This is a genomic window from Marivita cryptomonadis (genome assembly GCF_002115725.1).
Lineage (GTDB): Bacteria > Pseudomonadota > Alphaproteobacteria > Rhodobacterales > Rhodobacteraceae > Marivita > Marivita cryptomonadis.
This window is the reverse complement of sequence record NZ_JFKD01000009.1, coordinates 45687-57530: the sequence shown is the minus strand read 5'-3', so window position 1 is coordinate 57530 and position 11844 is coordinate 45687. Positions and strand designations below refer to the sequence as shown.

The 11844-nt window shown below is 59.8% G+C and carries 13 protein-coding genes and 1 tRNA gene; 11 read left to right on the top strand and 3 right to left on the bottom strand.

Annotation, left to right across the window (positions count from 1 at the left end; genetic code table 11):
- The 8 genes from secF (at position 1) to MCRY_RS11485 (ending at position 4955) form a co-directional block, all read left to right on the top strand.
- Positions 1-969 (top strand): protein translocase subunit SecF, encoded by a 969-nt coding sequence (gene secF / locus MCRY_RS11520; protein ID WP_085629978.1) that lies wholly within the window; start codon positions 1-3, stop codon positions 967-969.
- Positions 962-1720, top strand: a complete 759-nt coding sequence (locus MCRY_RS11515; protein ID WP_085629976.1) for a sulfite exporter TauE/SafE family protein — start codon at positions 962-964, stop codon at positions 1718-1720. The genes secF and MCRY_RS11515 overlap by 8 nt, the downstream gene beginning before the upstream one ends.
- 15 nt (positions 1721-1735) lie before the next feature.
- Positions 1736-2101 carry an Mth938-like domain-containing protein gene (locus MCRY_RS11510; protein ID WP_085629974.1) on the top strand — a complete coding sequence of 122 codons (366 nt, stop codon included), beginning with the start codon at positions 1736-1738 and terminating at the stop codon, positions 2099-2101.
- Between the two features lie 111 nt (positions 2102-2212).
- Positions 2213-2827, top strand: coding sequence for a heme ABC exporter ATP-binding protein CcmA (ccmA, locus tag MCRY_RS11505; RefSeq protein WP_085629972.1), 615 nt, complete (start codon positions 2213-2215; stop codon positions 2825-2827).
- Complete coding sequence (gene ccmB, locus MCRY_RS11500; RefSeq protein ID WP_085629969.1) at positions 2824-3480, top strand: heme exporter protein CcmB; 657 nt, start codon at positions 2824-2826, stop codon at positions 3478-3480. The genes ccmA and ccmB overlap by 4 nt, the downstream gene beginning before the upstream one ends.
- A gap of 58 nt (positions 3481-3538) precedes the next feature.
- Positions 3539-4267 carry a heme ABC transporter permease gene (locus tag MCRY_RS11495; protein ID WP_085629966.1) on the top strand — a complete coding sequence of 243 codons (729 nt, stop codon included), beginning with the start codon at positions 3539-3541 and terminating at the stop codon, positions 4265-4267.
- On the top strand, positions 4264-4416 hold the full coding sequence (ccmD, locus tag MCRY_RS11490) for a heme exporter protein CcmD (RefSeq protein WP_085629964.1): 153 nt from the start codon (positions 4264-4266) through the stop codon (positions 4414-4416). The genes MCRY_RS11495 and ccmD overlap by 4 nt, the downstream gene beginning before the upstream one ends.
- Positions 4416-4955 carry a DsbE family thiol:disulfide interchange protein gene (locus tag MCRY_RS11485; protein WP_085629961.1) on the top strand — a complete coding sequence of 180 codons (540 nt, stop codon included), beginning with the start codon at positions 4416-4418 and terminating at the stop codon, positions 4953-4955. The genes ccmD and MCRY_RS11485 overlap by 1 nt, the downstream gene beginning before the upstream one ends.
- 400 nt (positions 4956-5355) lie before the next feature.
- Here the strand turns inward: MCRY_RS11485 and acnA are convergent, their stop codons facing one another.
- Entirely contained in the window at positions 5356-8145 is a 2790-nt protein-coding gene (gene acnA / locus MCRY_RS11480) for an aconitate hydratase AcnA (RefSeq protein WP_085629958.1), read from the bottom strand.
- 216 nt (positions 8146-8361) lie between these two features.
- Between acnA and MCRY_RS11475 the strand changes: the two genes are divergently transcribed.
- Entirely contained in the window at positions 8362-9060 is a 699-nt protein-coding gene (locus MCRY_RS11475; RefSeq protein WP_085629955.1) for a DUF1223 domain-containing protein, read from the top strand.
- Here the strand turns inward: MCRY_RS11475 and MCRY_RS11470 are convergent.
- Positions 9024-9950: a lysophospholipid acyltransferase family protein gene (locus tag MCRY_RS11470; RefSeq protein ID WP_085629953.1), complete on the bottom strand. Its 927-nt coding sequence runs from the start codon at positions 9948-9950 to the stop codon at positions 9024-9026. The two genes, MCRY_RS11475 and MCRY_RS11470, sit on opposite strands and share 37 nt — an antisense overlap.
- 210 nt (positions 9951-10160) lie before the next feature.
- On the opposite strand from MCRY_RS11470, the gene MCRY_RS11465 reads away from it, so the two are divergent.
- Entirely contained in the window at positions 10161-10928 is a 768-nt protein-coding gene (locus MCRY_RS11465; RefSeq protein ID WP_085629951.1) for an SDR family NAD(P)-dependent oxidoreductase, read from the top strand.
- A gap of 30 nt (positions 10929-10958) precedes the next feature.
- Positions 10959-11678, top strand: coding sequence for a sirohydrochlorin chelatase (locus MCRY_RS11460; protein ID WP_085629949.1), 720 nt, complete (start codon positions 10959-10961; stop codon positions 11676-11678).
- A gap of 31 nt (positions 11679-11709) precedes the next feature.
- Here the strand turns inward: MCRY_RS11460 and MCRY_RS11455 are convergent.
- Positions 11710-11786: transfer RNA gene (locus tag MCRY_RS11455), tRNA-Ile, on the bottom strand.
- Positions 11787-11844 lie beyond the last annotated feature (58 nt).

Below are 11844 nucleotides of genomic sequence, written 5' to 3'. Positions count from 1 at the left end.
ATGCGTTTGCGACTGGTCAAACAGAACACGAATTTCGACTTCTTCAACCGCTGGAAGCTTTGGTTTGGCATTTCCGCGTTCTTGGTGGTCTTGTCTTTCGGATCGTTCATCCTTCAGGGCTTGAACTACGGCATCGACTTCCGGGGCGGGACCACGATCCGCACGGAAAGCCCGCTTCCGGTGGATGTCGGCGTCTACCGCGATGCCATCGGCGCGCTGGATCTGGGCGACATCACGATCTCGGAAGTCTTCGATCCAACCTTCGGCCCAGAGCAGAACGTCGCCATGGTACGCATCCAGGCACAGGACGGCGAGGAATCGGTGAGCACTGCGGTCATCGAAGCGGTCGAAGCGGCATTGGTCGAAGTGCGCCCGGATATCAAGTTTGTCTCGGTCGAATCGGTCGGCCCGAAAGTGTCGGGAGAACTGATCCAGACGGCGGCGATTGCTGTGGTCCTCGCGATTGGTGCAGTGTTGATCTACATCTGGTTGCGGTTCGAATGGCAGTTCGCCTTGGGGGCGGTGCTTGCACTGGTGCATGACGTGATCCTGACCATCGGCATCTTCTCGGAGCTTCAGATTAAGTTCGATCTGGCGATCATCGCGGCTTTGCTGACCATCGTCGGCTATTCGCTCAACGACACTGTGGTGGTGTTCGACCGGGTGCGTGAAAACCTGATCAAGTACAAGAAAAAGGACCTCAAAGAGGTTCTGAACATCTCGATCAACGAAACTCTCAGCCGTACGTTCATGACCTCGGCCACCACGCTGCTGGCGCTGATCGCGCTGTTCGTATTGGGCGGTGACGTGATCCGCGGCTTCGTCTTTGCGATGATCTGGGGTGTGATCGTGGGCACCTATTCGTCGATCTTCGTGGCCTCGGCAATCCTGCTTTGGCTGGGCGTGAAACGCGACTGGACCAAACCGACGGACACAACGGGAAACCAGTTTTCCAACGTCGATGCCTGAGGTCGTTCTGGCTGCGCTGGAGACAGCGGGGCTGGGCTGGCTGATCCTGATCACGATCGTTGCCGGCATCGTCTATGGTTTTGCCGGTTTCGGTGCGGCGCTGATCTATATGCCGGTTGCGGTGATATTTCTGGCACCCGTCATGGCCATCGCGGCGTTTTCGGTGTCGGCCATGTCGTCTGTTGTGACGGTGTTTCCCAAAGCTTTGCCGCTGGTCAACCGCAAGGCTGTGACGGTTCTCATATTGTCGGCCACGGTATCGGCTTCGTTCGGGATATGGGTGCTGCGGGTGACGGATGTCATCGTGATCCGCTGGGCTGTTGTGATCTTCTGCGGTTTGACGCTTGTCGCGTTGATTGCGGGATGGCGCTACCGCGTGGAGCCAACCACGGGCACCCGGGTGATGATTGGTGGCGCCGCTGGCTTTGTCGGCGGGTTGAGCGGATTGATGGGGCCAATCATGGTGCTGTTCCAATTGGCTGGGCGCGACAGCATTTCCACGACCCGAGCGACCACCGTGGTGTTCCTCACGGTGACCAGCATGCTGATGCTGCCTTTGATGGCGGTGCAAGGGGTGCTCACCGCGAAGGCAGTGGCGCTTGGGGTCGTGTTGCTGGTGCCGTATGGGATCGGCGCGTTGATTGGACAGGCCTTGTTCCGCCCCGAGCGCGAACGGTTTTATCGCGCAGTGGCCTATGCCATTATCGGGCTTGCCACGCTGGCCGGAGTGCCGATCTGGAACGGAATGTAACGGAAAGGGAAAGAGATGCGTTTGAACGAAGTGGTCTATACCGACGCGCACCCGATCGAGGGTTATGGTCCGGGGTTCTTCCGAATTGGTGGTATAAGACACGCCGCTCCGCTGGTGACTGGCCCGTCAGGTACGGCCCCTTGGGGTGGGTATGATGATGCGGAAACGCTTTTGCCCTTTGAGGGAAACGTGGATGTGCTGTTCATCGGCACGGGCGACGACATTGCACATATCCCAGCCGGGCTGCGCGATGTGTTGGAAGCACGTGGGATCGGTGTCGAGGTGATGAGTTCGCCCGCCGCGTGCCGGACCTACAATGTTCTCCTCTCCGAGGGGCGCAGGGTCGCTTTGGCATTGCTTCCCGTTGGAGCAGAGAGCTGATGCGTCGACGCATCGTTGCTTTTCGTTGACGGAGAGCACGCGCGTCTTCGAATTCGGAAAAGCGACACTTTCGCGCTTTTGCCCGCGACAGGCTTGGTCTAAGCCGAACCCATGGTTCTGACTGTACGCGATCTGGCTGTCACCCGTGGCGGCCTTGCCATTCTCGAAGGGGTGTCGTTCGAGCTGAACGCAGGCGAAGCGCTGGTGCTTCGCGGCCCGAACGGCGTTGGCAAAACTACCCTGTTGCGCAGCATTGCCGGGTTACAACCACCCGAGATTGGCACCGTCACCGGAGCCGAAGACCAGATCGCCTATGCCGCGCATTCCGATGGCCTCAAGGCCATGTTAAGCGTCACCGAAAACCTGACGTTCTGGGCCTCGGTCTTTGGTCTGTCGGACATCGAACACGCGATCGAGGCCTTCGATCTGGCGGACCTGCGCAACCGGATGGCGGGCACGCTGTCGGCGGGGCAGAAACGGCGACTGGGGCTGGCCCGACTGATGGTAACCGGCCGTCCGATCTGGGTCTTGGACGAACCGACTGTGTCACTTGATGTGGCGTCGGTCGCGCTCTTTGCGGATGCGGTGCGCGGGCATCTCCATAATGGTGGCAGCGCATTGATGGCCACGCATATCGACCTTGGCTTGGCCGAGGCCCGTGTTCTTGACCTGACACCCTTCAAAGCTGCCCCCCGCACGCGCCAAATGGACGAGGCCTTTCTATGAGGGCGCTCTTGGCTCGCGACCTGATGCTTGCGATCCGCGCAGGAGGGGGCTTCGGCCTTGGTCTGGCATTTTTCCTGATCGTCACCGTTCTGGTGCCCTTTGGCGTCGGACCGCAGACAGACCTCTTGTCGCGCATCGCACCCGGCATCCTGTGGATCGGTGCGTTGCTGGCTTGCCTCTTGTCGCTCGACCGCATCCTTGCGCTTGATTGGGAAGACGGATCGCTTGATCTGCTGGCCACAGCCCCCTTGCCGATGGAAGGCATCGTGTCGGTCAAGGCGCTGGCGCATTGGATCACCACAGGTCTGCCTTTGGTGCTGGCCGCGCCGGTTCTGGGCGTGCTGCTCAGCCTGCCTCTGCCAGCATACCAATGGGTGGTGATCAGCCTCGCGGTCGGCACACCCGCGCTCAGCGTGATCGGCACCTTCGGCGCGGCGCTGACCGTAGGGATCAAACGCGGTGGTCTGCTCATGTCGCTGCTCGTTCTGCCGCTTTACGTGCCGACACTGATTTTCGGGGCCGAGGTTGCGCGGCGCGGGGCCGAGGGGCTGACCGTGCAGGCGCCATTGCTGCTTTTGGCGGGGATCAGCTTTGGTGTGATCGCGCTTTTGCCCTTTGCCAGCGCTGCCGTGCTGCGGATCAATCTGCGGTAACACGTCCCATGCGTTTTTTTGAATTGAAGACGCCCCCAAAACCGCCTACCTGACTGTCATGTCATTGTGGGAATACGCAAATCCTGTGAAGTTCATCCGCACCACCGATAAGGTGTTGCCGTGGGTATGGGCATTGACAGGCATCTGTCTTGTGACAGGCTTGGTCTGGGGCTTTTTCTTCACGCCTGACGACTTCCGGCAGGGATCAACCGTCAAGATCATCTATATCCACGTGCCGTCGGCGCTGATGGCGATCAATGCGTGGCTGATGATGCTGGTCGCGTCCCTGATCTGGATCGTGCGCAGACACCATGTCTCTGCACTGGCCGCGCGCGCGGCCGCCCCGGTGGGGGCTGTGATGACCATGATCGCGCTGGCAACCGGTGCGTTCTGGGGACAGCCGATGTGGGGCACTTGGTGGGCATGGGATCCGCGCCTGACCTCGTTCCTGATCCTGTTCTTGTTCTACCTGGGCTACATGGCCCTGTGGGAGGCGATCGAGAACGACGACACTGCTGCTGATCTGACGTCGATCCTATGTCTTGTGGGATCTGTGTTTGCGGTGCTCAGCCGCTATGCCGTGAACTTCTGGAATCAGGGCCTGCATCAGGGGGCGACGCTCAGCCTTGATAAGGAAGAGAATATCTCGGATGTGTTCTGGTTCCCGCTTCTGGTCTGTATCGCTGGCTTTGTACTGCTGTTCATCGCGCTGGTGTTCCTGCGCACGCAAACCGAGATTCGTGCACGCCGAACAAGGGCGCTTTTGGCGCGCGAGGGGCAGGCATGATGCCCGATCTTGGTAAATACGCCTTTGCGGTTCTCAGCTCGTATGGTGTGACCATCATTCTGTTGTCGGTGATCGTGGTGATCAGTTTTTGGCGCGCCCGCAAGGTACGGGCCGCATTGGATGAGATCGAAAACCGGCGGGGCAACTGATGGCGAAAATCTCTCCGCTGATGATTTTGCCGCCGGTGATTTTCGGAGCCTTTGCCGTTATGGCCTATGTCGGCATGTTCCGCGAAGACCCCCAAGGTTTGCCATCGACGCGCATCGGCCAGCCGGCACCCCCGATCACCGAGGTGCCTTTGACCGACTACACGGCCTTTTCGCCCGAGATGCTGACCACGGGCGAAGTCACTTTGGTGAATTTCTGGGCCAGTTGGTGCCCGCCATGCCGCGTTGAACATCCCAAACTACTGGAAATGCAGGCCGAGGGGATGCAGATCATTGGCGTGAACATCCGCGATCAAGAAGGCAATGCCAGCAAGTATCTCGAAGAGGACGGCAACCCGTTTGCCGCCGTGCCATTCGATCCAGCTGGGCGCACGTCTATCGACTGGGGCGTGACTGCGCCGCCTGAGACCTTCATCGTGGATGGGGATGGTACGGTGCTGTTCCGGTTCGCAGGCCCGTTGGTCGGCTCGGACTATGAACAGCGGTTCGCGCCAGCGCTTGAACGGGCGCTGGCGAACTAGCTCTTACGGAAGTAGCGCCGGACCCGCATCGGGGATTCCCGCGAACACGCTTGCACCTGCGAGTAAAAGCAGGGCTGCGGTCTGAATGATCGTCAAAATCTTCATCGTACAACTCATCGGTAAGTGTGCCTGTGTCGAGGATAAGTGGGGCATTCGTTTGGAATTTGTAGGGTCCAAGCTGTCACATGCGACAACTTGAACCAAATTTTGAATATCTTTTTCATTTTTGTGCAGATTTCTGCCGATGATGCTCGCCATTTCGGCAGCGCGGTAATCTGATCTGTCGTTTTCTTGATCTTCAGGTGTGTTTAGGTGGCCGGAACGAAAACAGGCGGGCCATTGCCCGCCTGTTTTGCCGTGTGTTTCGGACGCCTGCCTTGTGGACAGGCCTTTGCGACGCTTATTCCGCTGCAACCACGTCGCGGCCAGCAAGATCGCGCAGCACGTAATGCAGGACACCACCGTTCTCGATGTATTCGATCTCGATTCCAGTATCGATCCGGCACTTGAGCGTGATCGTCTTTTCGGACCCGTCCGCAAAGGTGATGGTGCAGGGCACTTCGGCCAGCGGAGTGATGGTGTCGAGACCGTGGATCGACACGGTTTCTTCACCACTCAGACCCAGCGACTTGCGCGTGTCACCACCGGTGAATTCGAACGGGATCACGCCCATACCAACGAGGTTCGAGCGGTGGATACGTTCAAAGCTTTCGGCGATCACAGCTTTCACGCCCAAAAGCGCTGTGCCTTTAGCGGCCCAGTCACGGGACGATCCAGCGCCGTACTGTTCACCACCGAAGACCACGAGCGGAACGCCCGCCTCTTGGTACGCCATTGCGGCGTCATAGATGGACGTTTCCTGACCATTGGGGCCTTTGGTGTAGCCGCCTTCGACCCCGTCCAGCATCTCGTTCTTGATGCGGATGTTGGCAAAGGTGCCGCGCATCATGATCTCGTGGTTGCCACGACGCGACCCGTACGAGTTGAACTCGCGCTGGGGCACCTGACGTTCGATCAGGTATTTGCCTGCCGGGGTGGTGTCCTTGAACGAACCGGCGGGGCTGATGTGGTCGGTGGTGATCATGTCACCCAAGAGCGCCAGAACCTTGGCACCTTCGATGTTCTCGATTTTCTTGGTATCCATCGTGATGCCCTGGAAATAGGGCGGGTTCTGCACATAGGTCGAGCTGGGCGGCCAATCATAGGTCTTGGCGTCAGTGGTTTCGACACCCTGCCATTTCTCATCGCCTTTGAACACGTCGGCATATTTCGACTGGAACGCCTCGCGGGTCACGGTCTGCTCGACCAGTTCAGCCACTTCCTTGGAGGTCGGCCAGATGTCCTTGAGGTAGACATCATTCCCATCCTGATCCTGACCAAGCGGTTCGCGGGAGATGTCGACGTTCATGTCACCGACCAGCGCATAGGCTACCACGAGGGGCGGAGAGGCAAGGTAGTTGGCGCGCACATCCGGGGAAATCCGGCCTTCGAAGTTGCGGTTGCCCGACAGGACCGATGTTGCAATCAGATCATTGTCGTTGATGCACTTGCTGATCTCGTCGGCCAGCGGGCCCGAGTTGCCGATACAGGTGGTGCAGCCATAGCCGACAAGGTTGAAGCCGATGGCGTCAAGGTCTTCCTGAAGATTGGCCGCTTCAAGATAGGCGGATACAACCTGGCTTCCGGGGGCAAGTGATGTCTTGACCCAAGGCTTGCGGGTCAGACCCTTTTCACGCGCCTTACGCGCCACAAGGCCTGCACCGATCATCACGTAAGGGTTCGACGTGTTGGTGCAGGAGGTGATCGAGGCGATCACGACCGATCCGTCATGCAGCTGGTAGTTGCCGTCCTTGCTGGCGACATAGCCCCGCTTGTGATGGCCTTCGTCACCCGGAATGTCGGTTGGTTCCGGCGCGCCGCCTTCACCTTCCCAGCGGATTTCCTCTTTCGGGCTGGCGTCTTTGCCCGAGCGCACACCCTTGACGTATTCGCCGAATGCGGTGCCGGCCGAGGTCAGCGCGATGTAATCCTGTGGGCGCTTGGGGCCCGAGATCGCAGGCACGATGGTGCCCATGTCAAGGTGCAGCGTATCGGTGTAAACTGGTGCATAATCCGCATCGCGCCAGAAGCCGTTTTCCTTGGCATAAGCTTCGACCAGCGCGATCCGGTCCATGTCGCGGCCGGTGGTCTTGAGGTAACGCAGGGTCTCGTCGTCGATCGGGAAGAAACCGCAGGTCGCGCCGTATTCAGGCGCCATATTGGCGATGGTTGCACGGTCTGCCAGCGGCAGAGTGTCGAGGCCCTTGCCGTAGAATTCGACGAACTTACCAACCACGCCTTTTTCGCGCAGCATTTCCACGACTTTCAGCACGAGGTCGGTGCCGGTTGTGCCTTCCATCATCGCGCCGGTCAGCTCGAATCCGACAACTTCGGGGATAAGCATGGAGATCGGCTGACCCAGCATCGCGGCCTCGGCCTCGATCCCGCCAACACCCCAGCCCAGAACGGCAGCGCCGTTGACCATGGTGGTGTGGCTGTCCGTGCCCACAAGTGTATCGGGATAGGCAACCTCAACACCGTTCTGGTCCGCATCGGTCCAGACGGTTTGCGCAAGGTATTCAAGGTTCACCTGGTGGCAGATGCCGGTGCCCGGTGGCACAACGCGGAAATTGTTGAACGCGTTCTGGCCCCACTTGAGGAAGGTGTACCGCTCCATGTTACGTTCGTATTCGCGGTCGACGTTCATCTGAAAGGCGCGCGGGTTGCCGAATTCGTCGATCATGACCGAGTGGTCGATGACCAGATCAACCGGGTTCAGCGGGTTGATCTTTTCCGGATCACCCCCCAGAGCCACGATGCCATCACGCATTGCGGCAAGGTCGACAACGGCAGGAACGCCGGTGAAATCCTGCATCAGAACGCGCGCCGGACGATACGCGATCTCGCGCGGGTTCTGGCCGCCGTTCTCGCCCCATGTGCCGAACGCCTTGATGTCATCCACGCTGACGGTCTTGCCGTCCTCAAAGCGCAGCATGTTCTCAAGCACCACCTTGAGACAGGCGGGGAGGTTGGAAAACGTCCCAAGCCCGGCAGCTTCGGCCGCGGGGATAGAGTAATAGGCGATGGACTGGCCATTGACCGTAAGTGTCTTACGCGTCTTGGCTGTATCCTGACCAACGATGATGGACATGACGTGGCTCCTCAGAAGGGGGAATTCGGGTCTTTGTGCTGCTATTTGCATGATGCCACAGAGTCGATCAAGGGGGGTGCGTCAATTTTGGTATACTATTGTGCACAATAACGCGATGCCGGACAGATCGCGGGCTCTCGCAAAACCTTGATTGGTTATTTCAGTCCTCTATGGCTAAGTGTCATCAGGCATCAACAAGCATGGGACACCACTGGAATGAACAGGCTTTTCGCTTTGGTGACGGCAATGATCGTCGGCGTGACTGCAACGGCCTCAACGGCCCAGGACACACCGGTCGTGGTCGAGCTGTTTACATCGCAGGGCTGTTCGTCGTGTCCCGCCGCTGATGAAATGCTGGCCCGGTTGGGCGAGCGTGACAACATCATCGCGTTGGCCCTGCACGTTGATTACTGGGACTACATCGGCTGGAAAGACAAGTTCGCCCATGCCGCCTTTACCAAGCGCCAGAAAGGCTATGCCCGAAGCTTTGGAAACCGGTCGATCTATACGCCGCAGATGGTGATCAATGGTGCGGCGGATGTGGTCGGCAATCGCCCGATGGATGTCACCGATATGGTCCAAGACCATGCTGCCAAAGGCCTGCGGGTCGCGTTGACTCTCAAGCGCTCGGGGGACCGGTTGACAATAACTGCGCCTGCGTCCTCCGGTCTTGCCGAAGCCGACGTGATCCTTGTGCGCTACACACCGTCGGAAACGGTGAATATCCCGCGCGGCGAAAACGCCGGCAAGAAGCTCGATTATACCCATGTTGTCACTGAATGGTCCGACATCGGCGACTGGAATGGGCGTTCTCCCTTGTCGTCGTCGGTTCCCGTATCGGGCGCAGCCCCGATCGTCGTGCTGGTGCAGCAAAAGGGCTATGGCCCCATCTTCGCAGCCGCGCGCTTGCGCTGACGTTTGGGCTTCCACCGGCGGTGAATCCAGAACCATTGCTCTGGATGCGCGTGAATGCGTGCCTCAAGGCGTGACGTGACCTCGCACATCATCTCGACCGGATCGCCATGCGCAACGGGTTCTTCGAACACGACATCGAAACTGATCCCGTCTTCCTTACGGATGCCAAAGAACGGCACCAGCAGTGCCCCGGTCTTAAGCGCGATATCTGCAGCCGAGGTCAGGGTCGGGGCAGGTTGCCCCATAAAGTCGATGGGCACGCCTGCACTGTCATAAACATCGAAAAGCAGCACACCCATGCCACCCTCGCGGATGTGCCGGATCAATCCCATTGTGCCGCGCCGACCCTGTTCGAACACGGGATCGGATAGCGCGTGCATATTGGCGGCATAATGCGCGTTGAAGAACGGGTTGGACATCGGGCGATAGAGCCCACCGATCTGATATCCCCGCGCGACTAGAGCGGCCCGTGGCGCTTCGAAATTGCCGAAATGCCCGGTGACGAACAGAACCGGACGGCCTTCGGAATGGGCCTGTTCCACGGCAGTCAAACCATCGCCCCTGATCGCGGCCTTGGCCATACGCCGCATCAGACCTTTGACGTCGTAATTGTCGATCATCGTGCGCCCGGCATTATCGGCCACCAGATCGGCAAGGCGACGCCGGTCGAGCATGCCCATCTCGGGCCAGACATGGGCAAGGTTGTCCATCGCGCGATCACGGTAACCGGCCAGTGGGGCCACGACATGGCGGATCAGCCGACCCATCAGCCACAATCGGGCGCGCAAGGGCAGGCGCAAGGCGCACCAGATCGCGCCGCGCAGCACGCGGTCGGTCATCCAGTCCTGCCAGCCACCGGGAATGTGTTTGCGCTTCTTCGTCTTTGCCAAAAGGAAAACCTGTTATGGTGCCGGCGGGAAGCGCCTTCGAAGGGGCTTGATACGCGATTTGCAAATCGCGTGTCAAAGCCCGTTGCAACGGGCTTGCACCGCTTTCGACATCCGGTGCAACGGGCGGGTTTGTTTTTCCACCTCGAAACACTTCTGTAAGGATCGCATTGCATCACCACCGCTGACTGCAAAGGCCAAGAGGACGCGCATATGATCATCACTGAAAACACCGTCGCCATCGTATCCGGAGGCGCATCTGGCCTTGGGGCCGCTGCCGCCACCACTTTGGCCGAGGCCGGGGCAAAGCTTGTGATCCTCGATATGAATGACAGCGCGGGAACCGCTCGTGCCGATGCCCTTGGTGGGATCTTCATCAAGACCGATGTCAGCGACCCCATCAGCGTTGCGGCTGCGATGCAGACCGTGAAATCCACCTATGGCACAGCCCATGTCGCCGTAAACTGCGCGGGCATCGCGCCTGCCGCCAAGACTGTGTCAAAGGGGGCTGCACATGACCCGAAACCTTTTATCGCCACGATCAACGTCAACCTGATCGGCACGTTCAACGTCGCGTCGCAGGCGGCTGCGCTGATGGCGGTGAACGACCCGCTGGACCAAGACGGCGCACGCGGTGTGATCGTCAACACCGCGTCTGTCGCAGCGTTCGAGGGGCAGGTGGGGCAGGTGGCCTATGCCGCCTCCAAAGGCGGCGTGGTGGGCATGACCCTGCCAATGGCCCGCGATCTGGCCCAACTGGGCATCCGCGTCTGCGCGATTGCGCCGGGCCTGTTCAAGACACCCATGCTCGAAGGCCTGCCGCAAGAGGTGCAGGACTCGCTTGGTGCTCAGGTACCGTTCCCGTCGCGTTTGGGTGGGCCTTCGGAATATGCCCAACTTGTCCGCCACATCGTCGAGAATCAGATGCTCAACGGCGAAGTGATCCGATTGGATGGTGCCATTCGCATGGCCCCGCGCTAAGTCGGGCAGAAAACCAACGCGGAGCATTGCATGTCCTTTGACGCGCTCATCGTCAGCCACGGCCAACCTTCGGACCCCGACGTGGGTGAGGCGGAAATCGCAGCCCTTGCCGCTGCCGTGGCCGAGCATCTGCCCGAGGCGCGGATCGAAGGTGTGACGCTGGCTGCCGAAGGCCGGATCGAGGCACTGTCGGCGGACCGTCCCGGTGCGCTCATTTACCCGATGTTCATGGCCGATGGCTGGTTCACGCAAGCGCAACTGCCCAAACGGCTGGCGGACGGCGTGGGGCCGCAACTGGTCAGCTTTGGTCTGGACTGCACCTTGCCGATGCTCGCCGCCAGCTGGCTGCGGCGGGTCTGTTCGGATCACGGGTTCGAACCGTACGCTACGGATCTGATCATCGCCGGTCACGGATCGGGCAAATCCCGCCGCGTGTCCGAGGCGACCCGCGCCTTTGCCGACCGTGTGGCTGAGGATTTCGGGCCGCGCTCCGTCCGCTGCGGCTTTGTCGAGGAAGACCCGTCGCTGACCGATGCGCTGTCGGGTCTGGGGACAAACGCCATCTGCTTGCCGTTCTTTGCCGCCAAGCGCGGGCATGTCTTGGATGATCTGCCCGAGGCAGTTGCGGGATCAGGGTTCACGGGGATCGTGCTGGACCCTATCGGCCTGCACCCCGACGTGCCCAAGATGATCGCCGACGCCCTGCGCTGGCGGGCGACGACCCCGGATGTGAGCAAATGTCTTTTCTGAGAGCGGTGTTTTTTTACCAAACGGTAAAATATGGTAGGCCCGGCAGGACTTGAACCCGCAACCAAAGCGTTATGAGCGCTCTGCTCTAACCAATTGAGCTACAGGCCCGCCATGTGTGTTTCAGTAGCAGACAACCGGGGCGCGTCAAGAGGTGCAGCACACGGAT

Bases quoted from the DNA above. Each gene is read 5' to 3' on its own strand.
- secF (WP_085629978.1), top strand. From the start codon at position 1: ATGCGTTTGCGACTGGTCAAACAGAACACGAATTTCGACTTCTTCAAC.
- MCRY_RS11515 (WP_085629976.1), top strand. From the start codon at position 962: ATGCCTGAGGTCGTTCTGGCTGCGCTGGAGACAGCGGGGCTGGGCTGG.
- MCRY_RS11510 (WP_085629974.1), top strand. From the start codon at position 1,736: ATGCGTTTGAACGAAGTGGTCTATACCGACGCGCACCCGATCGAGGGT.
- ccmA (WP_085629972.1), top strand. From the start codon at position 2,213: ATGGTTCTGACTGTACGCGATCTGGCTGTCACCCGTGGCGGCCTTGCC.
- ccmB (WP_085629969.1), top strand. From the start codon at position 2,824: ATGAGGGCGCTCTTGGCTCGCGACCTGATGCTTGCGATCCGCGCAGGA.
- MCRY_RS11495 (WP_085629966.1), top strand. From the start codon at position 3,539: ATGTCATTGTGGGAATACGCAAATCCTGTGAAGTTCATCCGCACCACC.
- ccmD (WP_085629964.1), top strand. From the start codon at position 4,264: ATGATGCCCGATCTTGGTAAATACGCCTTTGCGGTTCTCAGCTCGTAT.
- MCRY_RS11485 (WP_085629961.1), top strand. From the start codon at position 4,416: ATGGCGAAAATCTCTCCGCTGATGATTTTGCCGCCGGTGATTTTCGGA.
- acnA (WP_085629958.1), bottom strand. From the start codon at position 8,145: ATGTCCATCATCGTTGGTCAGGATACAGCCAAGACGCGTAAGACACTT.
- MCRY_RS11475 (WP_085629955.1), top strand. From the start codon at position 8,362: ATGAACAGGCTTTTCGCTTTGGTGACGGCAATGATCGTCGGCGTGACT.
- MCRY_RS11465 (WP_085629951.1), top strand. From the start codon at position 10,161: ATGATCATCACTGAAAACACCGTCGCCATCGTATCCGGAGGCGCATCT.
- MCRY_RS11460 (WP_085629949.1), top strand. From the start codon at position 10,959: ATGTCCTTTGACGCGCTCATCGTCAGCCACGGCCAACCTTCGGACCCC.